This is a genomic window from Kitasatospora sp. NPDC001664 (assembly GCF_053596675.1).
This window is the reverse complement of sequence record NZ_JBSFGS010000021.1, coordinates 37147-61836: the sequence shown is the minus strand read 5'-3', so window position 1 is coordinate 61836 and position 24690 is coordinate 37147. Positions and strand designations below refer to the sequence as shown.

The 24690-nt window shown below is 71.6% G+C and carries 22 protein-coding genes, 2 tRNA genes and 1 pseudogene; 10 read left to right on the top strand and 15 right to left on the bottom strand.

Annotated features, from left to right (window positions below; all coding sequences use genetic code 11):
• Nucleotides 1-2: 2 nt before the first annotated feature.
• Nucleotides 3-524: a peptidylprolyl isomerase gene (locus ACWCYY_RS27200; RefSeq protein ID WP_345290541.1), complete on the bottom strand. Its 522-nt coding sequence runs from the start codon at nt 522-524 to the stop codon at nt 3-5.
• 191 nt (nt 525-715) lie between these two features.
• Here ACWCYY_RS27200 and ACWCYY_RS27195 point away from each other — a divergent pair, with 191 nt between their 5' ends.
• Nucleotides 716-1540, top strand: a complete 825-nt coding sequence (locus ACWCYY_RS27195) for a DUF5324 family protein (RefSeq protein WP_449797537.1) — start codon at nt 716-718, stop codon at nt 1538-1540.
• Nucleotides 1541-1608: 68 nt separating this feature from the next.
• Here the strand turns inward: ACWCYY_RS27195 and ACWCYY_RS27190 are convergent.
• From ACWCYY_RS27190 to dnaA, 13 genes are all read right to left on the bottom strand, one after another.
• Nucleotides 1609-1681 (bottom strand) — tRNA-Ala (locus ACWCYY_RS27190).
• Between the two features lie 85 nt (nt 1682-1766).
• Complete coding sequence (locus ACWCYY_RS27185; RefSeq protein WP_014137031.1) at nt 1767-1895, bottom strand: DLW-39 family protein; 129 nt, start codon at nt 1893-1895, stop codon at nt 1767-1769.
• A 199-nt stretch (nt 1896-2094) separates the two neighbouring features.
• Nucleotides 2095-2400, bottom strand: a complete 306-nt coding sequence (locus ACWCYY_RS27180) for a DUF6191 domain-containing protein (protein WP_449797566.1) — start codon at nt 2398-2400, stop codon at nt 2095-2097.
• 80 nt (nt 2401-2480) lie between these two features.
• A tRNA-Ile gene (locus ACWCYY_RS27175) sits at nt 2481-2554 on the bottom strand.
• A gap of 16 nt (nt 2555-2570) precedes the next feature.
• Nucleotides 2571-3932, bottom strand: a complete 1362-nt coding sequence (locus ACWCYY_RS27170) for a class I SAM-dependent methyltransferase (protein WP_449797536.1) — start codon at nt 3930-3932, stop codon at nt 2571-2573.
• Between the two features lie 190 nt (nt 3933-4122).
• The gene (locus ACWCYY_RS27165) at nt 4123-4854 is read right to left on the bottom strand and encodes a DUF3566 domain-containing protein (RefSeq protein WP_449797535.1); all 732 of its coding nucleotides are present in this window, start codon (nt 4852-4854) and stop codon (nt 4123-4125) included.
• 138 nt (nt 4855-4992) lie between these two features.
• The gene (gene gyrA, locus ACWCYY_RS27160; RefSeq protein WP_345290537.1) at nt 4993-7578 is read right to left on the bottom strand and encodes a DNA gyrase subunit A; all 2586 of its coding nucleotides are present in this window, start codon (nt 7576-7578) and stop codon (nt 4993-4995) included.
• 50 nt (nt 7579-7628) lie between these two features.
• Nucleotides 7629-9629 (bottom strand): DNA topoisomerase (ATP-hydrolyzing) subunit B, encoded by a 2001-nt coding sequence (gene gyrB / locus ACWCYY_RS27155; protein ID WP_345290536.1) that lies wholly within the window; start codon nt 9627-9629, stop codon nt 7629-7631.
• A gap of 273 nt (nt 9630-9902) precedes the next feature.
• A complete protein-coding gene (locus ACWCYY_RS27150) occupies nt 9903-10412 on the bottom strand; it encodes a DUF721 domain-containing protein (protein ID WP_345290535.1) in 510 nt (169 codons plus the stop codon).
• 153 nt (nt 10413-10565) lie between these two features.
• The gene (gene recF / locus ACWCYY_RS27145) at nt 10566-11699 is read right to left on the bottom strand and encodes a DNA replication/repair protein RecF (RefSeq protein WP_345290534.1); all 1134 of its coding nucleotides are present in this window, start codon (nt 11697-11699) and stop codon (nt 10566-10568) included.
• Nucleotides 11700-11758: 59 nt separating this feature from the next.
• The gene (gnd, locus tag ACWCYY_RS27140) at nt 11759-12634 is read right to left on the bottom strand and encodes a phosphogluconate dehydrogenase (NAD(+)-dependent, decarboxylating) (protein WP_345290533.1); all 876 of its coding nucleotides are present in this window, start codon (nt 12632-12634) and stop codon (nt 11759-11761) included.
• Between the two features lie 147 nt (nt 12635-12781).
• Nucleotides 12782-13912, bottom strand: coding sequence for a DNA polymerase III subunit beta (dnaN, locus tag ACWCYY_RS27135; protein ID WP_345290532.1), 1131 nt, complete (start codon nt 13910-13912; stop codon nt 12782-12784).
• A 985-nt stretch (nt 13913-14897) separates the two neighbouring features.
• Nucleotides 14898-16946 carry a chromosomal replication initiator protein DnaA gene (gene dnaA / locus ACWCYY_RS27130; RefSeq protein WP_449797534.1) on the bottom strand — a complete coding sequence of 683 codons (2049 nt, stop codon included), beginning with the start codon at nt 16944-16946 and terminating at the stop codon, nt 14898-14900.
• 505 nt (nt 16947-17451) lie between these two features.
• On the opposite strand from dnaA, the gene rpmH reads away from it, so the two are divergent.
• From rpmH to ACWCYY_RS27085, 9 genes and pseudogenes are all read left to right on the top strand, one after another.
• Entirely contained in the window at nt 17452-17589 is a 138-nt protein-coding gene (rpmH, locus tag ACWCYY_RS27125) for a 50S ribosomal protein L34 (RefSeq protein ID WP_148643823.1), read from the top strand.
• 22 nt (nt 17590-17611) lie between these two features.
• Nucleotides 17612-18040 (top strand): ribonuclease P protein component, encoded by a 429-nt coding sequence (gene rnpA, locus ACWCYY_RS27120; RefSeq protein ID WP_345290531.1) that lies wholly within the window; start codon nt 17612-17614, stop codon nt 18038-18040.
• Entirely contained in the window at nt 18037-18357 is a 321-nt protein-coding gene (gene yidD / locus ACWCYY_RS27115) for a membrane protein insertion efficiency factor YidD (protein ID WP_345290530.1), read from the top strand. The genes rnpA and yidD overlap by 4 nt, the downstream gene beginning before the upstream one ends.
• Nucleotides 18354-19529 (top strand): membrane protein insertase YidC, encoded by a 1176-nt coding sequence (yidC, locus tag ACWCYY_RS27110; protein ID WP_449797533.1) that lies wholly within the window; start codon nt 18354-18356, stop codon nt 19527-19529. Before yidD ends, yidC begins: the two co-directional genes overlap by 4 nt.
• Nucleotides 19530-19613: 84 nt before the next feature.
• Nucleotides 19614-20129 carry a Jag family protein gene (locus ACWCYY_RS27105; RefSeq protein ID WP_345290528.1) on the top strand — a complete coding sequence of 172 codons (516 nt, stop codon included), beginning with the start codon at nt 19614-19616 and terminating at the stop codon, nt 20127-20129.
• Nucleotides 20130-20337: 208 nt separating this feature from the next.
• Nucleotides 20338-21129 (top strand): 16S rRNA (guanine(527)-N(7))-methyltransferase RsmG, encoded by a 792-nt coding sequence (gene rsmG / locus ACWCYY_RS27100; protein WP_449797532.1) that lies wholly within the window; start codon nt 20338-20340, stop codon nt 21127-21129.
• 228 nt (nt 21130-21357) lie between these two features.
• A pseudogene (locus ACWCYY_RS27095) lies at nt 21358-22368 on the top strand (ParA family protein); the annotation flags it as partial.
• Nucleotides 22365-23468 (top strand): ParB/RepB/Spo0J family partition protein, encoded by a 1104-nt coding sequence (locus tag ACWCYY_RS27090; RefSeq protein WP_345290525.1) that lies wholly within the window; start codon nt 22365-22367, stop codon nt 23466-23468. The pseudogene ACWCYY_RS27095 and the gene ACWCYY_RS27090, both read left to right, overlap by 4 nt.
• Nucleotides 23469-23615: 147 nt before the next feature.
• Nucleotides 23616-24251: a GNAT family N-acetyltransferase gene (locus ACWCYY_RS27085; protein WP_345290524.1), complete on the top strand. Its 636-nt coding sequence runs from the start codon at nt 23616-23618 to the stop codon at nt 24249-24251.
• Between the two features lie 102 nt (nt 24252-24353).
• Here ACWCYY_RS27085 and trxA read toward each other — a convergent pair whose 3' ends face one another.
• Nucleotides 24354-24680: a thioredoxin gene (gene trxA / locus ACWCYY_RS27080; RefSeq protein WP_345290523.1), complete on the bottom strand. Its 327-nt coding sequence runs from the start codon at nt 24678-24680 to the stop codon at nt 24354-24356.
• Between the last annotated feature and the right edge of the window lie 10 nt (nt 24681-24690).

Genomic DNA, 24690 nt, shown 5'->3' with positions numbered 1-24690 from the left:
CGTCAGCCCCTCGTGATCGTGACCGACTCGATCACCACGTCCTCGACCGGGCGGTCGTCGCCGCCGGTCGCGGTGCCCGCGATCTCCAGCACGACCTTCCGGCTGTCCGGGTCGGTGACCTCGCCGAAGATCGTGTGCTTGCGGGTCAGCCGGAGGGCCGGCTCGACGGTGATGAAGAACTGGGAGCCGTTGGTGCCCGGCCCGGCGTTGGCCATGGCCAGCAGGAACGGCTTGGTGAAGGCCAGTTCGGGGTGGAACTCGTCGGCGAAGGCGTAGCCCGGGCCGCCGGTGCCGGTGCCCAGGGGGTCGCCGCCCTGGATCATGAAGCCCTTGATCACCCGGTGGAACACGGTGCCGTCGTACAGCGGGGCCGAGGACGGCTGCCCGGTGCGCGGGTCGGTCCACTCGCGGGTGCCCTCGGCCAGCTCGACGAAGTTCGCCACGGTCTTCGGAGCGTGGAACGGCAGGAGCTTCACCACGATGTCACCGCGGTCGGTCCTCAGGGTGGCTATCAGGTCTCCCACGGCGCGGCGCTCCTCGTCTGTGCGGATCGGACCCCGGAATCATCCCACGGTCCGTCAGCCGTACGGCCTCGCCGGACCGGTCCGCCGACCCGCGTCCGGACCAACCCGACGCGCCACGGAACAGAACGACATGCATGATCTCGAAACAGGTGGAAATGTGCATAACGGACGCCACCGAGGAGGAGAAACCCGTGACCCGTTTGGACACCGCCCGAGAAACGGCCGACAAGGCCAGGGAGACCCTCGCGCCCTATGCCGCCACCGCCAAGGAGACCGCGCTGACCTACGCGGAGGAGGCCAGGCACCGGATCGGCCCGCACCTGGAGGCGATCGGCCCCAAGGCGAGCGAGAAGGCGGGCCAGGCCGCGCAGGCCGCCCGGGTGCAGTACGCCAAGCACCTCGCCCCGCAGCTGGAGCACGCCTTCGGCGCCCTCCCGCCGCACGCCCAGCAGTCCACCCTGAAGGCCGTGCACCGGGCCCAGGAGGCCGCGCTCTCCGCCAAGCTCTCGGCCGGCAAGGCCGTCGGCCAGGCCCGCGGCGCGGTGCTTCCCCGGGTCGCCGACGCCCGGGCCGCGCTCGGCCCGGCCGCCCAGGAGGCGCAGAACCGCGGTGCCGCCGCCCTGACGGCCCTTCAGGGCCACGTCAGCTCGGCCGAGATCAGCGACCTGGCGACCCGCAACGTCAAGCGCGAGCAGCACCCGCACCGGGGCCGCGGCCTCGGTCTGGCGCTGACCGGGGTGCTGACGATCGCCGCCGGCCTGGCCGCCTGGAAGTGGTGGCGCGGCCGCGGCGAGCCCGAGTGGCTGGTCGAGCCGCCCGCCGCCGCGCGCGAGGAGGAGCACCTGAACGGCGCCTCGGCGGCCCCCAAGCCCGGCCCGCCGCCCGGCCGCCACGCGGCGCCCGCCCCCGCCCCCGGCCCCGCGCCGGAGGCCCCGGCGGCCCCCGAGGACCACCCGAAGGGCTCCCCCGTCCCGGACGACCGCCCCAAGCCGCACGACCCGCGCAAGCCCCACTGACGGGCCGGGGAAAACGCGGAAGGCCGCTGACCTGATACCAGGTCAGCGGCCTTCCGTCCTACGCACGGTGGAGCTTAGGAGACTCGAACTCCTGACATCTGCCTTGCAAAGGCAGCGCTCTACCAACTGAGCTAAAGCCCCGTGCAGCGAAGTGCTGCGCACCAGAGTACCCGCTCCCCGGGCCGGCCGGGCCTCTCGCCCGGACCGGCCTCGCGGGAGCGTCGCGTCAGCGGCCGGCCGGGACCGGGTCGGTGGCCTCGGTCCACAGGTCCTGCTCGGCGCGGTCCGCCTGCACCTGACGGTAGACAAAGAAGCCGCCGAGGGCGACCAGGGCGACCAGGAGGAGCTTCTTCACCGCGGGACCTCGTCCTTCTTGCTGGGGAACGGGCCCTGACCACGGACCCTCGGATGTTGCGGGCACCTACCGGCGGTCTCGCCGTTCGGACCGCCTCCGGCCGATGATACACATCGGTAACCACCTCCCGGGCGCCCCCGCGAGTCGTCAACCGCCCGGCCCGCGCCAGGGATTGACGCCGTGCCTCCTGTCGTACCAACTACCGCTCGGGCATCCTCAGCACCGCGCGGCCGCCCTCCAGGTCCACCGTGGAGCGCGGCGGCGCCCCGTCGCCCTCCTCGTCGCGCAGCATCATCGTGCTCCGGCGCTGCTCGAGCTCGTGCTGCTTGCCGGCGGCGAACTGCGCGTGCAGCTGCTCGAATCCGGTGGCCGAGACCTGCCCCTCCCGCCCCGTCCCCCGCCACGGCAGCCAGGACGCGCGGCGGGCCCGCAGCGCCAGCTGGTCCACGAAGGCCAGCAGCACCAGCCCGACCACCAACCCGGGAAGGCTCATCACCCAGAACATCTCCACCCGGCCAGCCTACGGACCGGGCGGGAACGTCAGAAGGCCCGGAGTGGAAATCCACTCCGGGCCTTCTGCGCCGGTGGGCCTAACAGGACTTGAACCTGTGGCCTCTTCCTTATCAGGGAAGCGCTCTAACCGTCTGAGCTATAGGCCCTTGCCGCACTCAAAGATTAGCGGACCGTCGGCCGATCTCCCAAATCCGGGTCGGCGGCGTGCAGCTCAGGGGCCCCGGAGAGCCACTGCGGACGGGTGGCGGGCAGGTGGCTGGCGCCCTCCGGAGTGGTCCGGACGGCGAGCACCTGGTTGATCCCGATCCGGTTCTGCTCGAAGGCCAGCGCGGAGGCGGCCATGTACAGGCGCCAGACCCGGGCCCGCCCCTGGCCGGCCAGCCGGACCGCCTGCGGCCAGTTCGCCTCCAGGTTGGCCACCCACTCGCGCAGCGTCAGGGCGTAGTGCTCGCGCAGCGACTCGACGTCCCGGACCTCGAAGCCGGCCTCCTCCAGGGCGGAGACGGTGGCGCCGACCGGCGAGAGCTCGCCGTCCGGGAAGACGTAGTGCTGGATGAACGGGCTGGGCCGGTACGGCTCGCCGGGCCGGTCGGGGCGGCGGGCGATCTGGTGGTTCAACAGGCGGCCGCCCGGGGCCAGCAGTTGCAGCAGGCCCTCGGCGTAGACCTGGTACTGGGCGGTGCCGACGTGCTCGGCCATGCCGACGCTGGAGACGGCGTCGAAGGGGCCGTCCGTGATCTCCCGGTAGTCCTGGAGGCGCACCTCCACCCGGCCGCCCAGACCGGCCGCCAGCACCCGCTGGCGGGCCAGCGCGACCTGCTCCTCGGAGATGGAGACGCCGACCGCCCGCACGCCGTAGTGCTCGGCCGCGTGCAGCAGCAGCGAGCCCCAGCCGCAGCCGACGTCCAGCAGCCGCATCCCGGGCCGCAGGCCCAGCTTGCGGCAGATCAGGTCGAGCTTGGCGGTCTGGGCCGCCTCCAGGCTCTTGGCCTCGGGCTCCCAGTAGGCGCAGGAGTAGACCATGGTGGGGCCGAGCACCAGGCCGTAGAACTCGTTGCCCACGTCGTAGTGGTGGCTGATCGCGGCCCGGTCGCGGCCGCGGCTGTGCAGCCGGCCGCCGCCGAGGCGGGCCTCCTCGGCCGGGGGAGCGGGCTGCGGGGCCAGCACCCCGGCGCGCAGCAGCAGGCCCAGCAGGCGGCGCCCGGCGGGGCCGAGGGCGTCCTTGGGACCGAGGGCCAGGGTGGCGATCTCGGGGCGCTCGGCGAAGCGGGCGGCCAGCGAGAGGACCTCGTACAGGTCGGTGCCGGGGGCAGTGTCCAGGTCGCCGGAGACGTAGGCCCGGGCGAGGCCCAACTCACCGGGCTGCCAGAGCAGGTGACGGAGCGCCCGGCGGTTGCGCAGGACCAGCTGCGGGGCGTCGGCGGGGCCGGCCTGGCTGCCGTCCCAGAGCCTGATCCGGAGCGGGATCCGGGAGCCGAGGACATCCTCGACCGAGCCGAGCAGTTGTGTGGCGAGCTGAGCCATGGCACGCACCTCCGACCGACGGGGCAGGACGTTGCTGAGTCTGCCCCGTGTCGGCTCCAAGCCAACACAGCCCGGCCGGGACTCCGTCAGGTGACGCGCCGTGTACGAGGCGCCTGTCACCCGAACGCTCCGGGCCGGGCTGGTGCGGGTGCGAACTGACGGATGGTCAGCGCACGGACGGACGGTCCGGTCAGTCCTCCTCGGCCAGGGTCAGCTCGACCCCGCCGGTGAAGCCGGCCGCGGTGTTGTAGATGAAGGCGGAGAGGGTGGCCAGCGCGGTCATCAGGACCACGTCCACCACGGCGATCAGCGAGGTGAACATCATGACCTTGCCGAAGCCGATGTAGTCCATGAGGTCCACGCCGCCGGTGGTGTCCGACCCGGTGACGTCCTTCAGGGTGCCGCCGAGCGAGTCGAAGACGCCCAGGCCGTCCAGGGTCATCCAGAGCACCGCGGTGGCGACGATGATGATCACGCCGACCGCCAGCGAGAGCAGGAAGGCGACCTTCATCACCGACCACGGGTCGGCCTTGGTGATCCGCAGCCGGGCCTTGCGGGTCCGCCCGGTGGCCGAGGGCGGCGCCTGGCCGGGGCGGCGGGCGGCGCCGCCCACCTTGGTGCCCCGGGGCGGGGTCTGCTGGCCCTTGGTGTAGGTGGTCGGCTGGGAGAAGCCGCCCGCGCCCGGGGCGGGCTGTGCGGGGGGCGGCGGGACCGCCCCGGCCTGCCCGGCCGCACCGTAGGACGCGCCGCCCGCCACCGGCGGCATCAGCGAGGTCGAGGCCGAGGAGTGTCCGTCCGGCGCGCCGGGGACACCCGTCGGGCGGGGCGGCACACCGGCCACGCCGCCGGCCCCGCCGTAGGACGCACCGCCACCCGGCAGCCCGCCCCCGGCACCGCCCGCAGCACCCGTGGCTCCACTCACCCTGGTCCTCCCGCAACTCACCCGTCAGGACGGGTGTCCGCCCTGCTCATGTACGTCTCCAGCGCCCGGCGGGATTGCCCGGAACTGTTCGGCGGCCGGTGCCCTCCCGGCAGGGGAGGGCACCGGCCACCGGGGCGGTCAGTCCTGCTCGGCCGGACCGTCCGCCGTGGTCTCCGCCTGGGCCGTTCCGTCGGGCTCGGTGCCCTCCTCGACGGCCTCCTCGTCGTCCGCCTCCGCGTTGCGGGCCATGCCCACCACCGCGTCGCGCTTTCCGAGGTTGATCAGTTGGACGCCCATCGTGTCACGTCCGGTTTCACGGACTTCGGAAACCCTGGTCCGGATGACGCCGCCCGAGAGGGTGATCGCCATGATCTCGTCGCTCTCCTCGACCACCAGGGCGCCGACCAGCGAGCCCCGGCCCTCGACGATCTTCGCCGCCTTGGTGCCGAAACCGCCGCGGCCCTGGACCCGGTACTCGTCCACGCCGGTGCGCTTGGCGTAGCCGCCGTCGGTCGCGGTGAAGACGAAGGTGCCCGGCCGGACCACGTTCATCGAGAGCAGCTCGTCGTCCTCGCGGAAGGCCATGCCCTTCACGCCCGAGGTGGCCCGGCTCATCGGCCGGAGCGCCTCGTCGGTGGCGGTGAAGCGGATCGACTGGGCCTTCTTGGAGACCAGCAGCAGGTCGTCCTCGGCGGAGACCAGCTCGGCGCCGATCAGCTCGTCGTCCTTGCCGTCCTCGTCCTGCCGCAGGTTGATCGCGATCAGGCCGCCGGAGCGGGGCGAGTCGTAGTCCTTGAGCGGGGTCTTCTTCACCAGGCCGCCGCGGGTGGCCAGCACCAGGTACGGCTTGTCCTCGTAGGTGCGGACCGCCATCACCTGGGTGATGTGCTCCTCCGGCTGGAAGGCCAGCAGGTTGGCCACGTGCTGCCCGCGGGCGTCCCGGCCGGCGTCGGGCAGCTCGTAGCCCTTCGCCCGGTAGACACGGCCCTTGTTGGTGAAGAACAGGATCCAGTTGTGCGTGGTGGTCACGAAGAAGTGGTCGACGATGTCGTCCTGCTTCAGCTGCGCGCCGCGCACGCCCTTGCCGCCGCGCTTCTGCGAGCGGTACAGGTCGGACCGGGTGCGCTTGACGTAGCCGCCACGGGTGATCGTGACGACGATGTCCTCCTCCGCGATCAGGTCCTCGACGGACATGTCGCCGTCGAAGGGGATCAGCGTGGAGCGCCGCTCGTCGCCGTACTTCTCGACGATCGCGGTCAGCTCCTCGGAGATGATCTCGCGCTGACGGGCCGGCGAGGCCAGGATCGCGTTGTACTCGTTGATCTTGGCCTGCAGCTCGTCGTGCTCGCTCAGGATGCGCGCGCTCTCCAGCGCGGCCAGGCGGCGCAGCTGCATCTCGAGGATCGCGTTGGCCTGCAGCTCGTCGATGTCGAGCAGGTCCATCAGGCCGGTGCGGGCCGCGTCGGCGCTGTCCGAGGCCCGGATCAGCGCGATCACCGCGTCGATCTGGTCCAGCGCCTTGAGCAGCGCGCGCAGGATGTGGGCGCGCTCCTCGGCCTTGCGCAGCCGGAAGGTGGTCCGGCGGACGATCACGTCGACCTGGTGGTTGACCCAGTGCCGGATGAAGGCGTCCAGCGACAGCGTGCGCGGCACCCCGTCGACCAGGGCCAGCATGTTGGCGCCGAAGTTGGTCTGCAGGTCGGTGTGCTTGTACAGGTTGTTCAGCACGACCTTGGCGACCGCGTCGCGCTTGAGCACGACCACCAGGCGCTGGCCGGTCCGCGAGGAGGACTCGTCGCGGACGTCGGCGATGCCGGCCACCCGGCCGTCCTTGACCAGGTCGGCGATCTTCAGCGCCAGGTTGTCCGGGTTCACCTGGTACGGCAGCTCGGTGATCACCAGGCACTGGCGGCCCTGGATCTCCTCGACCTCGACCACCGCGCGCATGGTGATCGAGCCGCGGCCGGTGCGGTACGCGTCCTCGATGCCGCGGCGGCCGACGATCAGCGCGCCGGTCGGGAAGTCCGGGCCCTTGATCCGCTCGATCAGGGCGTCCAGCAGCTCCTCGTTGGAGGCCTCGGGGTTCTCCAGCGCCCAGAGCGCGCCGGAGGCCACCTCGCGGAGGTTGTGCGGCGGGATGTTGGTGGCCATGCCGACCGCGATGCCGGTGGCGCCGTTGATCAGCAGGTTGGGGATGCGGGCCGGCAGGACGGTCGGCTCCTGCGAGCGGCCGTCGTAGTTGGCGGCGAAGTCGACGGTCTCCTCGTCGATGTCGCGCATCATCTCCATGGCCAGCGGCATCATCTTGCACTCGGTGTAGCGCATGGCCGCGGCCGGGTCGTTGCCCGGCGAGCCGAAGTTGCCGTTGCCGTCGACCAGCGGCATCCGCATCGACCACGGCTGGGCCAGCCGGACCAGGGTGTCGTAGATCGAGGTGTCGCCGTGCGGGTGGTAGTTGCCCATCACGTCGCCGACCACGCGGGCGCACTTGTAGTAGCCCTTCTCGGGCCGGTAGCCGCCGTCGTACATCGCGTACAGCACCCGGCGGTGCACCGGCTTGAGGCCGTCGCGCACCTCGGGCAGCGCGCGGCTCACGATCACGCTCATCGCGTAGTCGAGGTAGGAGCGCTGCATCTCGGTCTCGAGCTCGATCGGCTCGATCCGCAGCGCGGTGCCGGTGCTCTCCGGCGCTTCGTCGCCCTCGGGACGGTTGTCGTCGACCACTGGTCGTCAGGTTCCTTTCGCGTGTGACTGGTTCGTGGGACGGCGGGGCGTCACACGTCCAGGAAGCGGACGTCCTTGGCGTTGCGCTGGATGAAGGAGCGCCGGGCCTCCACGTCCTCGCCCATCAGGACGGAGAACAGGTCGTCGGCGCGGGCCGCGTCCTCCAGGGTGATCTTCTGGAGCAGGCGCAGGCCCTGGTCCATGGTGGTCACCCGCAGCTCCTCGGCGTTCATCTCGCCGAGACCCTTGAAGCGCTGGATCGCGTCGTCCTTGGGGAGCCGGCGGCCGGCCGCCACGCCCGCGGCGATCACCGCGTCGCGCTCGCGGTCCGAGTAGACGTACTCGAAGTCGTCCTTGCCCCACTTGATCTTGTACAGCGGCGGCATGGCCAGGTAGACGTACCCGGCCTCGACCAGCGGCCGCATGAAGCGGAACAGCAGGGTGAGCAGCAGGGTCCGGATGTGCTGCCCGTCGACGTCGGCGTCCGCCATCAGGACGATCTTGTGATAGCGGAGCTTGGACTCGTCGTAGTCCTCCTGGATGCCGCAGCCGAACGCCGAGATCAGCGCCTGCACCTCGGTGTTCTGGAGGACCTTGTCGATCCGGGCCTTCTCGACGTTCAGGATCTTGCCGCGGATCGGCAGGATGGCCTGGACCCGCGGGTCACGGCCCTGCTTGGCCGAGCCGCCGGCCGAGTCGCCCTCGACGATGAAGATCTCGCACTCGGCCGGGTCCTTGGACTGGCAGTCGCTCAGCTTGCCGGGCAGCGAGGCGGACTCCAGCAGGCCCTTGCGCCGGGTCAGGTCGCGGGCCTTGCGGGCGGCGACGCGCGCGGTGGCGGCCTGGATGGACTTGCGGATGATGTCCGAGGCCTCGACCGGGTTCCGGTCCAGCCAGTCGTTCAGGTGCTCGTGGACGACCTTCTGGACGAAGGTCTTGACCTCGGTGTTGCCCAGCTTGTCCTTGGTCTGGCCCTCGAACTGCGGCTCGCCGAGCTTGACCGAGATGATCGCGGTCAGACCCTCGCGGATGTCCTCGCCGGAGAGGTTGTCGTCCTTCTCGCGGAGCAGCTTCTTGTCCCGCGCGTAGCGGTTCACCAGGCCGGTGAGCGCCGCGCGGAAGCCCTCCTCGTGGGTGCCGCCGCCGTGGGTGTGGATGGTGTTGGCGAAGGAGTAGACGCTCTCGGTGTAGGAGCTGTTCCACTGCATGGCGATCTCGACCGAGATCTTCTTGTCCTTGTCCTCCGCCTCGAAGTCGATCACCGAGGGGTGGACGACCTCGCCCTTGCGGGAGTTGAGGTGGGTGACGAAGTCGGCGATGCCGCCGTCGTACTTGTAGGTGATCGAGAGCGGCTTGCCCTCGTCGTCCTGGTGCTCCGGACGCTCGTCGGTGAGCGCGATGGAGAGGCCCTTGTTGAGGAAGGCCATCTCCTGGAAGCGCCGGGAGAGCGTCTCGAAGGAGTAGACGGTGGTCTCGAAGATGTCGCCGTCGGCCCAGAAGGTGACCGTGGTGCCGGTCCTCTCGGTGGCCTCGTGCTTCGCCAGCGGGGCGGTCGGGGCGCCCGCCTTGTAGTCCTGGGTCCAGCGGTGGCCGTCGGTGTGGATCTCGACCGAGAGCCGGGTGGAGAGGGCGTTCACCACCGAGATGCCGACGCCGTGCAGACCGCCGGAGACGGCGTAGCCGCCGCCGCCGAACTTGCCGCCCGCGTGCAGCACCGTGAGCACGACCTCGACGGCCGGCTTGTCCTGCCCCGGCATGATGCCGACCGGGATGCCGCGGCCGTTGTCGGTGACCCGCACGCCGCCGTCGGCCAGGATGGTCACGTCGATGGTGTCGGCGTGACCGGCCAGCGCCTCGTCGACGGAGTTGTCCACGATCTCCTGCACCAGGTGGTGCAGGCCGCGCTCGCCGGTGGAGCCGATGTACATGCCCGGGCGCTTGCGGACGGCGTCGAGGCCCTCGAGCACCTGGATCGCGTTCGCGTCGTAGGAGCTGCCGGCCTGCTGGTCGGCGGGGTCAGGGGTCTGGCTGGAGTTGCCGGAATCGGCCACGAAGCGCCCTCTCTGGCACAGCGCGGGCCGCAGACCCACCCCCTGTCCGGGAGGGCTTGCGACCACGGCGTTTCGACTCGGTTGCTGCGAGCAACGGTGTTTGCTCCTCAGTCTACCGGTACGACTGACATAGATGGCCGTTTGGCAGCCTCAGAAGGCAGATGTGCCGCTCTGAACCCCCGGCGGACATGTCCCGATACTCGCCAGGGGGGCTCAGAAGCCTCAGAAGGGCCGTCAGCGGTTCCGGAAGATCGGCTTCCCGTACACCCGGGCTCACCCCCAGGTGTCGCCCGGCCCCTTGCTCCCCGGAGCGCGCAGCCGGCCGTACCCGCGCTGCGGGGCGGCCGGCCCCAGCACCTTGATCACCCGGACCGTGCCGTGCCCCAGCTCGTGGTTCAGGCGGGCCACCAACTGCCGTGCCAGCAGGCGGAGTTGCGTCGCCCAGGCGGTGGAGTCGCACTGCACGGTGAGCACCGCCTCGGCCTCCTCGAAGCTCTTCGGCACGCAGTGCGCGGCGATGTCGGGCCCGACGATCTGCGCCCAGCGGCCCATCACGCCGCCCACCGCGGCCGGGGCCTCCCAGCCCCGCTCGGTGATCAGCCGGTTGAGCGCCGCCCCCAGCGGCACCGGGTCGCGGCCGTCCGCCCGGGCCCCGCTGCGCAGGCCGTGCTTCTTCGCCTCGCGCTTCTCCCGCACCTGCTCGCCCCGCAGCCGGGCCTGCTCCTTGGCCGCGCGCAGCGCGACCCGGGCCAGGTCCACCCCGGAGAGCTCCGGTTCGCTCATCGCGGCGGCCCCTTTCTCTGTCCCCAGGCTGTGGACGGACGGGGAGCTGTCCAGAATACGGCGGTCCGGGGACGCAGCGGACGCCGCCCGGGCCCTCGGCGCGGGCCGGCGGATCGCGGCAGGTCGTGCGGGGTGGGGGAGTGGAGGGGAGGGTCAGGCGCCGAGGCGGGTGACGGTGCCGTCGGAGACCGCGTACCGGGTGCCGCTGAGCGCCTTGGGGACGTCCTCCGGCACCGCCGCCGTCACCAGCACCTGCTCGGCCCCGGCCACCAGCTCGGCCAGCCGCTCCCGGCGGCGGGCGTCCAGCTCGGCGAAGACGTCGTCCAGGACCAGCACCGGCTCGCCGCCGTCGGCGCGCAGCAGCTCGTAGGAGGCCAGCCGGAGCGCCAGTGCGAACGACCAGGACTCGCCGTGGCTGGCGTAGCCCTTGGCGGGCAGCGGGCCGAGCTTCAGGCCCAGCTCGTCGCGGTGCGGGCCGACCAGGGTCAGGCCGCGGGCCACCTCCTGGGAGCGGACCTCCGTCAGGGCCGCGAGCAGCTGCTGCTCGGCCTCCTCCCGGCTGGTCGGCAGGGCGCCCTCGAAGGAGCTGCGGTACTCCAGCGCCGTCTCCCCGCCGCCCGGCGCCAGCTGCTCGTAGGCGGCGGCCACCAGCGGCTGCAGGGCGGCCACCAGCTGCAGCCGGAACGCGGTCAGCTCGGCCCCGGCGCGGGCCAGGTGACCGTCCCAGATCTCCAGGGTGGAGAGGTCGGCGCCCTTGCCGCCGCCGCCCCGGCGGGCCTGGGCGGCGGTCTTCAGCAGGGCGTTGCGCTGCTTCAGCACGCGCTCGTAGTCCGAGCGCACGCCCGCCAGCCGGGGGGCGCGGGCGGTCAGCAGCTCGTCCAGGAAGCGCCGGCGCTCGCCCGGGTCGCCCTTCACCAGGGCCAGGTCCTCGGGGGCGAACAGCACGGTGCGCAGCAGCCCGAGGACGTCCCGCGGGCGGACGTTGTCGGAGCGGTTGATCCGGGCCCGGTTGGCCTTGCCGGCGGTGATCTCCAGCTCGACCAGGGTGGAGCGCTCGTCCCGGACCACACTGGTGCGGATCACCGCCCGCTCGGCGCCGAGCCGGATCAGCGGGGCGTCGGTGGCCACCCGGTGGCTGCCCAGGGTGGCCACGTAGCCGACGGCCTCGACCAGATTGGTCTTGCCCTGGCCGTTCGGCCCGACGAAGGCCGTCACGCCCGGGTCGAGGGCCACCTCGGCCCGGGCGTACGAACGGAAGTCGGCGAGCGACAGGTGCGCTACGTGCATGCTGTGGACTACGCCGCCTTCTTGTGGATAACTCCCCTGTTGCGCAGGGGAGTCGGGGCTTACTTCGACTCGACCGCGTGGCCGCCGAACTGGTTGCGCAGCGCGGCGATCATCTTCATCTGCGGCGAGTCCTCCTGGCGCGAGGCGAAGCGCGCGAACAGCGAGGCGGTGATCGCGGGCAGCGGCACCGCGTGGTCGATCGCGGCCTCCACCGTCCAGCGGCCCTCGCCCGAGTCCGCGGCCCAGCCCTTGAGCTTGGCCAGGTGCTCGTCGTCGTCCAGCGCCCGGACGGCCAGGTCGAGCAGCCAGGAGCGGATGACCGTGCCCTCCTGCCAGCTGCGGAAGACCTCGCGCACGTCGGTGACCTCGGGGGCCGCCTCCAGCAGCTCCCAGCCCTCGGCGAAGGCCTGCATCATCGCGTACTCGATGCCGTTGTGGACCATCTTGGCGAAGTGGCCGGCACCGACCTTGCCCGCGTGCACCGAGCCGAAGTCGCCCTCGGGCTTCAGCGCGTCGAAGACCGGCTGGACCTTGGCGACGTCGGCCGCCTCGCCGCCGTACATCAGCGCGTAGCCGTTCTCCAGGCCCCAGACGCCGCCGGAGACGCCGCAGTCGACGAAGCCGATGCCCTTCTCGGCCAGCGCCTCGGCGTGCTTGACGTCGTCCGTCCAGCGGGAGTTGCCGCCGTCCACCACCACGTCGCCGGGGGAGAGCAGCTCGGCGAGGCGGTCCACGGTGTCCTGGGTCGGGCCGCCGGCCGGGACCATCACCCAGACCACGCGGGGCGCCTCCAGCTTGGAGACCAGCTCCTCGAGGCTGTCGACGTCGGCGAGTTCCGGGTTCTGGTCGAAGCCGATGACGGTGTGCCCTGCGCGGCGGATGCGCTCGCGCATGTTGCCGCCCATCTTGCCGAGACCGATGAGGCCGAGCTCCATGCCAAGTCCTTACCTGTGGTGACGTGCCTGATCGGCGGCGCCGTTGCCGCACAGGCTGAGCCTACGCCGCCGGGAATGCCGCCTCCCCCGGCCAGAGCTGACCGGGGGAGGAGTCGTCCACAGCTGTGGACGGGGACCGACGGTCCGTCAGCCGGAGAGGCGGACCGGCATGATCAGGTACTGGTAGGCCTCGTCGGCCTCGGCGTCCACCGCGGGCTTGCCGCTGAGCAGGGCCGGCTTGGTGGCGGTGGTGAAGCTCAGCTGCGCGTACGCGGCGTCGATCGCCTTCAGACCCTCCTCCAGGTAGCCGGGGTTGAAAGCGATCGAGATGTCGTCACCTTCGAGGTCGGCCTCGATCCGCTCGGTGGCCTGGGCGTCGTCGCCCGAACCGGCCTCCAGGGTGAGCACGCCCTGCTCGAAGCTCAGCCGGACCGGCGTGTTCCGCTCGGCGACCAGCGAGACGCGCTTGAGCGCCTCCAGGAAGGGCTGCGTCTGGATCGCGGCGACGGCGCTGAACTCCGTCGGGAAGAGGCTGCGGAACTTCGGGAACTCGCCCTCGAGCAGGCGGGTGGTGGTCCGGCGACCGGCGCCCTCGAAGCCGATCAGACCCTCGCCGGCGCCGCCGGAGGCCAGCGCGATGGAGACCGTGTCCCCGCTGCCCAGCGACTTGGCGATGTCCTGCAGGGTGCGGGCGGGCACCAGGGCGACGGCCGAGATGTCGTCCTGCTCCGGCTTCCACATCAGCTCGCGGACCGCGAAGCGGTAGCGGTCGGTGGCGGCCAGGGTGATCTTGTCGCCCTCGATCTCCACCCGGACGCCGGTGAGCACCGGCAGGGTGTCGTCGCGGCCGGCCGCGACGGCGGCCTGGCTGACGGCGGAGGCGAAGACGTCACCGGAGACGGTGCCGGTCGCGGTGGGCATCTGCGGCAGCGCCGGGTACTCGTCCACCGGGAGGGTGGGGAGGGTGAACCGGGAGGAGCCGCAGACCACGCTGACCCGCTGGCCGTCGGTGGAGATCTCCACAGGCCTGTTGGGAAGGTTGCGCGAGATGTCGTTCAGCAGGCGGCCGGAGACCAGGACGGTGCCGGCCTCCTCCACCTCGGCCGCCAGCTCGACCCGGGCCGAGACCTCGTAGTCGAAGCCGGAGAGGGCCAGGCTGCCCTCCTGGGCCGTCAGCAGCAGGCCGGCGAGCACCGGCACCGGCGGCCGCGCCGGGAGGCTGCGGGCAGCCCAGGCCACCGCCTCCGCGAGGACGTCACGCTCCACCCGGAACTTCACCGGTAACCGCCTCCTGGGTCCTGCTGTCGTCTGCGTCTGGTCGGCACCGGGCGCTCCGGTTGCCGGAGAACAGTCTGACGTACTCGGCCGACAGTCGGGGCACAAGGGCGGGGACGGGCCGAACACACGTCGGACATCGGCTGTCCACAGATTTCGGGCCCACCCACCATTTTCCGGATCGATCGCTCTATAGGTGTAGTGGTAGTAGTAGGGCCTGTGGATACCGTGGAAAACCTTGTTTCCGCAGGTCAGACCCGGTTTTCTGTCCACAGGCGCTGTGGATGCGGAGTGTGGACAACCAGGGCCCGCTGTGGACGACGGAGCGTTACCCACAGGGCACGTTGAGTATCCACAGGTTATCCCCAGGCTCGTCCCCAGATCATGGACGGGTTATCCACCGGCCCCGATCAACATCACGTGACGCCTTTCACACGGCGCGGTGAACTGTGCACCAAGGTTGTCGAACTGTGGACTCAGCTGTGGAGAACCTGGGGATAACCCACCTTTTCCTGGGGACAAGCGGTGGACAACTCTCGGGTCCCCCTGATGGCCCATCAGATGTCCACAGCCTGTGGAAAACCGTTGTGCACAAGTCCACAGGGGGCTGACCTGCGCGGAAGAGCGTAGCCCGGGCGGGCCTGTGGAGGAATTCTGGATAACTCGGCGGCTGTGCACCTGTGGACGGGGCGAACCCACCCGTCCCTGTGGAAATCCGCCTCGCGGACCGGCGCCGTTCGAATTGCTGCTCACTTGTTCGGCGCGGTAACGGATCTGGCGGAGCGTCACTCGGTGCATTACTGCCCCGCCTCCGCGCCTTCCACACCTGTGGAGGGGCCGGACGTGTGACACCGGGTGCCCCGGGCTGGCGTTCGCGGGGCCGCGGACGGGCCGGCCAGCGGGCCCGGGGACCGTCCGGGAACGCCGGACGGGGAGCCGGCGCCCGTAGGGCCGACTCCCCGTCAGTTGTCCGTACTGGAGCCCGGACTCAGCTCTTGATGCGGTTGGTGAGCTCGGTGACCTGGTTGTAGATGGACCGCCGCTCGGCCATCAGCGAGCGGATCTTCCGGTCCGCGTGCATCACCGTGGTGTGGTCCCGGCCGCCGAACTGCGCGCCGATCTTCGGCAGCGAGAGGTCGGTGAGCTCCCGGCAGAGGTACATGGCGATCTGGCGGGCCGTCACCAGCACCCGGCTGCGGGAGGATCCGCAGAGGTCCTCCACGCCCAGCCCGAAGTAGGCGGCGGTCTGCTGCATGATGACCTGCGCGGTGATCTCCGGCCCGGCGTCCTCGTCGCCGCCCGGGATCAGGTCCTTGAGGACGATCCCGGCCAGCTCCAGGTCGACCGGCGCCCGGTTCAGGTTGGCGAACGCGGTGACCCGGATCAGCGCGCCCTCCAGCTCCCGGATGTTCCGGGTGATCCGGGAGGCGATGAACTCCAACACGTCGGCGGGGGCGTTGAGTTGCTCCTGGATCGCCTTCTTGCGGAGGATCGCGATCCGGGTCTCCAGCTCCGGCGGGGTGACGTCGGTGATCAGGCCCCACTCGAAGCGGTTGCGCAGCCGGTCCTCCAGGGTGGTCAGCAGCTTGGGCGGCCGGTCCGAGGAGAGCACGATCTGCTTGTTCGCGTTGTGCAGGGTGTTGAAGGTGTGGAAGAACTCCTCCTGGGTGGACTCCTTCGACGCCAGGAACTGCACGTCGTCCACCAGCAGGATGTCCATGTCCCGGTACCGCTTGCGGAAGGTGTCCGCCTTGCCGTCCCGGATCGAGTTGATGAACTCGTTGGTGAACTCCTCCGAGCTCACGTAGCGCACCCGGGTGCCCGGGAAGAGGCTGCGCGAGTAGTGCCCGATGGCGTGCAGCAGGTGGGTCTTGCCCAGCCCGGACTCGCCGTAGATGAAGAGCGGGTTGTACGCCTTGGCCGGGGCCTCGGCGACCGCCACCGCGGCCGCGTGCGCGAAGCGGTTGGAGGCCCCGATCACGAAGGTGTCGAAGAGGTACTTGGGGTTCAGCCGGGCGGCCGGCTCGTCCTTGCGCGAGCTGCTGCCGGCCGGCGGCGCACCCGGCGGCGCGGGCACCGGCACGGGGGAGCGCTCGGCCGGCGAACCGCCCGACTGCGGCCTGACGTCCGGGAGTTGACCGCCCGTCGGCTCCGGCCGTCCGTCCGGACGCGGCCCGCCCCGCCGGGCCGGGGGAGCCCCCGCCGCCGGGCGGTAGGCGCCGCCGAACAGGTCGTCCTGGCCCGAGCCGCCCTCGGACCCCTGGTAGGACGGGCCCTCCTGGTACGAGGTCGACTCGGGGTACGACTGGCTCTCCCAGGGGCGGCCCTCCGACCGGCCCTCGGCCTGCGCCCCCCAGCCACCGGACTGCTCCGTCCCCGCGCCGCTGCCGTACGGCGCGGGCCGCTGCTGGTACCCGGCGGTGTCGTACCGGCCGGGCCGCTCGTAGCTCTGCTCCGGGCCGGCCTCGTAGGAGGGCCGCTGCCCGGCCGGGCCGTACTCGGCGCCGGACGGCTGGTAGGACTCGGGCTGCTGGTAGTCGTCCTGGTACTGCTCCGGCGCGGACGGGTACGGCTCCGCCACCGGCCAGCGCCCGGGGCCCGACTGGCGCTCGGGGCGGTCCTGCCGGTCCTGGTGGTCCTGCCGCTCCGAGTAGCCCGACGGCTCGTCGCGGTACTGCTGCCGGGGCGGCCACTCCTCGGCCTGGTGCTGCGGCGGCTGCGGGGCCGGAGCCTGCTGCGGCTCGGCGGGGGAGGGGGCGGGCGGCGGCGTGGCGTTGGCGTCGACCATCACGGCGATCCGGACCGGGCGGCTGAAGGCCTTGCTCAGCTCCTCGGTCAGCGGCGGCAGCAGCCGGCCCTCCAGCACCTGCTTGGCCCGCTCGTTGGGGGCCGCCAGCAGGGCGGTGTCGTGCATCATCCACATCGGCTGGGTGCGCTTGAGCCACATCTTGTCGCTGTCACCGACACCCGGGTCGTTGACCAGCCGCTCGACGACCCTCGTCCAGACCGCGACGAGATCGCTGTTGACATCAGCCACTGGTGCACGCTTTCTCGTTCCCCGCGACGGGGGGTGTCAAGGGACTCCCGTGCCGGCCCGATCAAGACGAACAAACCCGACAAGTCCTGCAACGGTAGTCAGCCGACTGGGATGGTTCAAGTTTCTGTCCACAGGCTGTGGGCAGGCTCGCCGGGAGGGTGCCGGGTCGGCGACGGTGCCGGGACGGTCCTTGTGCCGCTTGGCCTCTATCATGATCGGGTCGCTTCCGGTGGGTACTTCCCGGAGCTCCCCGGGCGGGGTCCGGTTTGACCCTCCGCCCCCGTCCCGCGTACCGTAACCAGGTCGAGTTGTCGATGGCCGCTGCCGCATGTCCGCGGGTCCCCCCGCATTCCGAAGGCGCGCAGCACGGGCGCCGTGGATTGCCTCAACCCCAGCCGACCTGGGCGTTAGGGGCCGGATTTCCCAGCGAGGGGAGATCACGCGGACGCACGGTGACGGCCAAGCGACCTCCCGTCACCCTACGATTCACCTCAGGAGCCCCCGAGTGAGCAAGCGCACCTTCCAGCCGAACAACCGTCGTCGCGCCAAGACCCACGGCTTCCGGCTGCGGATGCGTACCCGCGCCGGCCGCGCCATCCTGGCCGCCCGCCGTGGCAAGGGCCGCAGCGCCATCTCCGCCTGATCCGCGTAGTACAGGGTCTGCAGTGCTGCCCTCCGAGAATCGGCTGCGGCGGCGCCAGGACTTCGCGACCGCGGTGAAACGCGGTCGCCGGGCCGGCCGGCCCCTGCTGGTGGTCCATCTCAACAGAGACGGATCCGCCGGGGGCCGCGCCGACCGGAACAGCGACACCAGCCCGCACGTCGCCGAGGGGTCTCCTTCGGCGCGTGCGGGTTTCGTCGTGAGCAAGGCCGTCGGCCCCGCCGTCGTGCGCAATCTGGTGAAGCGTCGGCTGCGCCACCTGGTCCGTGACCGTCTGGCGCTGCTGCCCGCAGGTAGCCTGATCGTGGTGCGCGCGCTTCCCCCCGCGGGGGCGGCCTCGTACCTCGATCTCGAACAGGACCTGGACGCGGCGCTCCGCCGGCTGCTCCGGGCGGAGCCGACCGGCAGCGCGCCGACGGGAGCAGGGCGATGAAGTACCTGCTGATGGGGCTGATCAGGCTCTACCAGTGGACCATCAGTCCCCTGCTCGGACCGGTCTGCCGCTACTACCCCTCGTGCTCGCACTACGGGTACGAGGCGGTCAGGACGCACGGCGCGATCAAGGGAAGCGGTCTGACCGCCTGGCGCATCCTTCGATGCAATCCGTGGTCCCCCGGTGGGGTCGACCATGTACCGCCGCGCAAGCACCCGGTCTGGCACCGTCGGCTGCGCGATCTGCTGAGCCCCCCGAGCGGGACCGCCGGGCCAGAGCCGGTGGCTAGCCCGATGTCCAAGGAGTCTGACCGGTGACCTTCGGTTTTCTGAGTCCCCTCTACACAGCGGTGTCCTGGATCATCGTCCAGTTCCACTCGCTGTACAGCCACGTCTTCGACCCGGACGGCGGCTGGGCCTGGGGCCTTGCCATCGTCTCGATGGTGATCGTCATCCGGATCTGCCTGATCCCGCTCTTCGTGAAGCAGATCAAGGCGACCCGGGCCATGCAGGCGATCCAGCCGAAGATGAAGGCCATCCAGGAGCGCTACAAGAACGACAAGCAGCGCCAGTCCGAAGAGATGATGAAGCTGTACAAGGAGGCGGGCACCAACCCGTTCTCCAGCTGCCTTCCCATCCTCGTGCAGGCGCCGTTCTTCACCGCCCTCTACGGCGTGCTCGCCTCGGTCGCCGACGGCAAGACCATCGGCGTCATCAACTCCACGCTCCTGGTGAGCGCCCAGAAGGCGCACATCCTCGGCGCCCCGCTCTCGGCGACCTTCCTGAAGAGCGACGAGGCCAGCGTCAAGGTCGTCACCGCCGGCATGATCATCCTGATGTCGCTGTCGCAGTTCATCACGCAGCGCCAGCTGATGACCAAGAACATGGACCTGACGGTCAAGACGCCGTTCATGCAGCAGCAGAAGATGCTGATGTACGTCTTCCCGATCATGTTCGCCGTGATGGGCATCAACTTCCCGGTCGGTGTGCTGCTCTACTGGCTGACCACCAACGTCTGGTCGATGGGCCAGCAGCTGATCGTCATCCGCAACAACCCGACGCCCGGCTCCCAGGCCTTCGCCGAGCGCCAGGAACGCCTGAAGAAGGCGGGCCGGCTCAACCCGGACGGCACCGTGAAGAAGGGCGCGCTGATGGCGATGCTCACCGGTGGCGGTGCGAAGAAGGGCGCCGAGGCGCAGGCCCAGGCGGCGGTGCAGGACGCGGTGCAGGTCCGCCGGCAGCAGCCGAAGAAGACCACCAAGGCGCAGCGTCAGCACACCGGTGCCCAGACGGCCGCGGTCGAGGAGACCGAGCCGGCCGGGGCGGGCGACGCGGCCGCGGCGGCCGAGCCGAAGGCCAGCCTGGAGAAGGACGCCGGCGCCGGCGCCAAGGGCGGTGCGGCCAAGCCGGCCGCGGCCCGTGGCGGCCAGCGGCAGCAGCCGAAGCGCGGTGGCCAGCAGGGCGGCCAGCGGCCGAAGAAGAAGTCCTGACCCGGCTCCATCCCCGGCCGTCAGCGGCCCCCTGAACTTCGTTCTCGGCCCCACCCGAGGGCCCATTCCCGAAGGAGTCCACCAGTGACGGAAGGCACCACCTCCGCCGCCGAGTCCTCGACCGACACCCTGGTCTCGCGCCTGGAGCAGGAGGGCGACATCGCGGCCGACTACCTGGAGGGTCTGCTCGACATCGCCGACCTCGACGGTGACATCGACATGGACGTCGAGGGCGACCGCGCCCTGGTCTCCATCGTCAGCGAAGGCAACGACCGCTCGCTGAGCCGGCTGGTCGGCCAGGACGGCGAGGTGCTGGAGGCGCTCCAGGAGCTGACCCGGCTGGCGGTGCACCGCGAGACCGGCGAGCGCAGCCGCCTCATGCTGGACATCGCGGGCTTCCGGGCGCGCAAGCGCGCGGAGCTGGCGGAGCTGGGGGCCGAGGCGGCCGAGAAGGCGAAGTCGACGGGCGAGCAGGTGAAGCTCCGTCCGATGACGCCGTTCGAGCGCAAGGTGGTGCACGACGCGGTGGCGGCGGCCGGCCTGAGCAGCGAGTCGGAGGGCGAGGAGCCCCAGCGCTGCGTGGTCGTGCTGCCGCGCTGACCGCGGCGCGCAGCCGGTCCGGTCCGACGACCCCGTCCGCCTCGTGCGGGCGGGGTCGTCGTCGCTGGGAGCGGCGGAGCGGGCGAGCGGCTGAGTGGCCGAGCGGCTGAGCGGGTGTCAGAAGGGTGCTGTTTCACGTGAAACGGCGCCCTCGTGACAGAGTGTCCGGTAGCGCGGGTGAGTGGAGACGGTGAGCGGAGAGGCTGAGATGGACACGGACGGCGTGGCGACCGAGGGCACCCCGGAGGAGAACGGTCCGCAGGGACCGGGCGAGGCTCCGGCTGTGGCGCAGCAGATCTTCGGGGACCGGCTCCCGGTGGCCGTGCGCTACACCGAGCTGCTGGCCACCGCGGGCGTGCAGCGCGGACTGATCGGTCCGCGCGAGGTGCCCCGGCTCTGGGACCGCCACGTGCTGAACTGCGCGGTGCTGGCCGAGCTGCTGGCGCCCGGCGCCTCGCTCTGCGACGTCGGCTCGGGGGCCGGGCTGCCCGGCATCCCGGTGGCGATGGCCCGCCCGGACGTCTCGGTGACCCTGCTGGAGCCGCTGCTGCGGCGGACCACCTTCCTGGAGGAGGTGGTCCGAGAGTTGGGGCTGACCAACGTCACGGTGCTGCGCGGCCGGGCCGAGGAGATGGTCGGCAAGCTGGCGGTGGACGTGGTGACCGCCCGGGCGGTGGCGCCGATGGACCGGCTGGCCGGCTGGGGGCTGCCGCTGCTGCGACCGTACGGACAGATGCTCGCGCTCAAGGGCGACACCGCGGAGCAGGAGCTGGCCGACTCGCGGTCGGCGCTGACCAAGCTCGGTGCGGTGAAGTGGTCGGTCATCGCGGTCGGCGAGGGCACCCTGGAGACCTCGACCCGGGTGGTCCGGGTGGAGGCGGGGGAGAGCCCGGGCGGTGTGAAGGCGGCCACCCGGCGGGCCAAGGCGGCCCGGGCCGGGCGCGGTGCCCGGCCCGGCGAGTCCGGTGGCCGGGGCGGCGGAGCGCGTCGCCGGCGCTGACACGGGGCCGGGGCGGGCCGGGGTTCGCCCAGTGTTCACTTCCGCGGAGCGGGTACCCGAACGGGTGCCCGCTCCGTCGCGTTCGGGGGGGCGCACGGGGGCACGGGGCCGGGAGTCGGAGTGTCGCACCGTCAGATTTCCGACATTGCGGGCATGGTGTTTCACGTGAAACGTCGCTCACTGCTTTCCGGAATCCTCGGCCGCAGCCGGGCGGTGACTGTTGCCGCTCCGGTTTCACGTGAAACACTGACCCCCATGCAGGAGTCGGAGACCATCGATCACGTCGATGACACGCCCATCGCACGGGCCGCCATGGCCGCGGTGGAGGCCGCCGGACGGGCCGGCGAAGGACTGCCCCGCCCGGACACCACCCGCGTGATCGTGGTGGCCAACCAGAAGGGCGGCGTCGGCAAGACCACCACCACCGTGAACATGGCCGCCGGGCTGGCCATGCACGGGCTGCGGGTCCTGGTGGTCGACCTCGACCCGCAGGGGAACGCGTCCACCGCGCTGGGCATCGACCACCACGCCGAGGTGCCGTCGATCTACGACGTGCTGGTCGAGGGCAAGCCGCTGGCCGACGTGGTGCAGCCGGTCCGGGACGTGGAGGGGCTGTTCTGCGTGCCCGCCACCATCGACCTGGCGGGCGCGGAGATCGAGCTGGTCTCGCTGGTGGCCCGGGAGAGCCGGCTGCAGCGGGCGATCGCCGCCTACGAGCAGCCGCTGGACTACATCCTGATCGACTGTCCGCCCTCGCTCGGGCTGCTGACGGTCAACGCCCTGGTGGCCGGTCAGGAAGTGCTGATCCCGATCCAGTGCGAGTACTACGCGCTGGAGGGACTCGGCCAGCTGCTCCGGAACGTCGAGCTGGTCCGGGCGCACCTGAACCAGGCGCTGCACGTCTCCACCATCCTGCTCACCATGTACGACGCCCGGACCAGGCTGGCCGCCCAGGTGGCCGAGGAGGTCCGGACGCACTTCGCCCAGGAGGTGCTGAGCACGGCGATCCCGCGCTCGGTCCGCATCTCCGAGGCGCCCAGCTACGGACAGACCGTGCTGACCTACGACCCGGGTTCCACCGGGGCGCTCTCCTACCTGGAGGCGGCACGCGAACTCGCCCTGCGCTCGGCGGGGCCGGCGGTGGCCGGGCAGCAGCCCGGCGCCGCCCTGGGCCAGCAGCGCACCGGCGCGCCGGCCCCGATGGCACAGCACGGCAGCACGATGGAGGACAACCGGTGAGTGGTGGGCGCAGGGGCTTGGGACGCGGGCTCGGAGCACTGATCCCGGCGGCGACGCCGGCGGCGGCTCCGGCCGTGGCGGCCGGTACCGGTGTCCCGGAGCGGTCGGCCGGGGCGCTCTCGCCGAGCGCGCTGCCGGCCCTGCCCACCGACCGGGGCACGGTGGCCGCCAAGGTCGCGGCCGAGCTGGCCCGGGACGCCGCAGTGCCCGCCGGCCGGAGCGCGCTGGAGGACGAGCTCACCGCGCTGGCCCCGGTGGACGGTGCCCGGTTCGCCGAGCTGCCGCTGGACTCGATCACGCCGAACCCGCGCCAGCCGCGCGAGGTCTTCGACGAGGACAAGCTGGCCGAGCTGGTCGCCTCCATCAAGGAGGTGGGCCTGCTCCAGCCGGTGGTGGTCCGTCAGACCGCGGTCGGCCGCTTCGAACTGATCATGGGTGAGCGGCGCTGGCGCGCCTCCCGGGAGGCCGGACTCGACGTCATCCCGGCCATCGTCCGGGCCACCGACGACGACAAGCTGCTGCTCGACGCGCTGCTGGAGAACCTCCACCGGGCCGAGCTGAACCCGCTGGAGGAGGCGGCCGCCTACGACCAGCTGCTGCGGGACTTCTCCTGCACCCACGACGAGCTGGCCGACCGGATCGGCCGGTCCCGCTCGCACGTCTCCAACACCCTGCGGCTGCTGAAGCTCTCGCCCACGGTCCAGCGCCGGGTCGCCGCCGGGGTGCTGACGGCGGGTCACGCCCGGGCGCTGCTCGGCGTGCTGGACGCCGAGGCGCAGGACCAGCTGGCCCGCAGGATCATCGCGGAGGGGCTCTCGGTGCGCACCACCGAGGAGATCGTCGCGGTGATGGACCAGGACCAGAAGCCGCAGCGGGCGGCGCGGCCGCAGGCCGGCAAGCTGATCTCGCCCGCCTTCAACGACCTCTCGGCGCGGCTCTCGGACCGCTTCGAGACCCGGGTCAAGGTCGAGGTCTCGCAGCGGAACGGCCGGCTCGGCAAGGGCAAGGTGGTGCTGGAGTTCGCCTCGGTGGAGGACCTGAACCGGATCCTGGACAGCCTGGCCCCGGGCGAGGAGGGGCTCCGCCTCTCCGGCGGCTGACCGTCCCCGGTCTCCGGGCGGAGACGGCGACGCGGGTGCATGTTTCACGTGAAACATGCACCCGCCGCCGTTTCGGGTGAGAGTGTTCCGGTGGGCTGACGGACCGTCGGGAGCGTGCCGGCGGGGGAGCGCTGAGGAGGCGTGGGCGTGGGGCGAAGGATCGTTCCGTTGACGCTGGACAATCTGGCGGACCTTCCGCTGCCCTGCCGCTCCTGCGTGTTCTGGGAGCTGGACCCGGTGAGCGGCAGGGCGGCCGAGGACGGCGGCAAGCCGGAGCTGGAGAAGGAGGGCTGGATCTCCGCGGTGCTGCTGGAGTGGGGCTCCTGCGGCCGGGTGGTCTACGTGGACGAGCGCCCGGTCGGCCACGTGCTCTACGCGCCGCCCGCGTACGTGCCGCGCTCGGCCTCCTTCCCGACCAGTCCGGTCTCGCCGGACGCCGTCCAGCTGATGGTCAGTCGGCTGCTGCCGGGCTACCAGCGGCAGGGGATCGGGCGGGTGCTGGTGCAGACCGTGGTGAAGGACGTGGTGGCCCGGGGCTTCAAGGCGGTCGAGGCCTTCGGCGCGGCCGGGCGGGACGTGCCCAGCTGCCTGCTGCCGGCCGACCACCTGAGGGCGGTCGGCTTCAAGACCGTCCGGCCGCACCACCGGTACCCGCGGCTGCGGCTGGAGGCGCGCTCCGCGCTCTCCTGGAAGGGCGACGTGGAGACCGCGCTGGAGCGGCTGCTCGGGGGCGCGCGGGCACGGGGAGGCCCGCGCAAGGAGCCCGCGCTGCGGCCGTTCTGACGGTCCGGCCGGAGGGCCCGGGCGGACGGTCCGGCCGGACGGACGGCGAAGGGCCTCCCGGTACCCACCGGGAGGCCCTTCGCCGTCAGGGCGTGGTGAGCCCTAGAGGTACTCGGCCAGCTCGCGGAGCAGCGCGGCCTTCGGGCGGGCGCCGGTGATGCTCTTCACCAGCTCGCCGTTCTGGTAGACGTTCAGCGTCGGGATGGAGATCACGCCGTACTGGGCGGCGGTGCCCTGGTTGGCGTCCACGTCCAGCTTGGCCACGGTGAGCTTCTCACCGTGCTCGGTGGCGATCTCCTCGAGGATCGGGGCGACCTGGCGGCACGGGCCGCACCAGGTGGCCCAGAAGTCGACCAGGACGGGCTTGTCGCTCTTCAGGACCTCGGCGTCGAAGGTCGCGTCGGTCACGTTGATGGTGGCGCCGGCCACGGGAACTCCT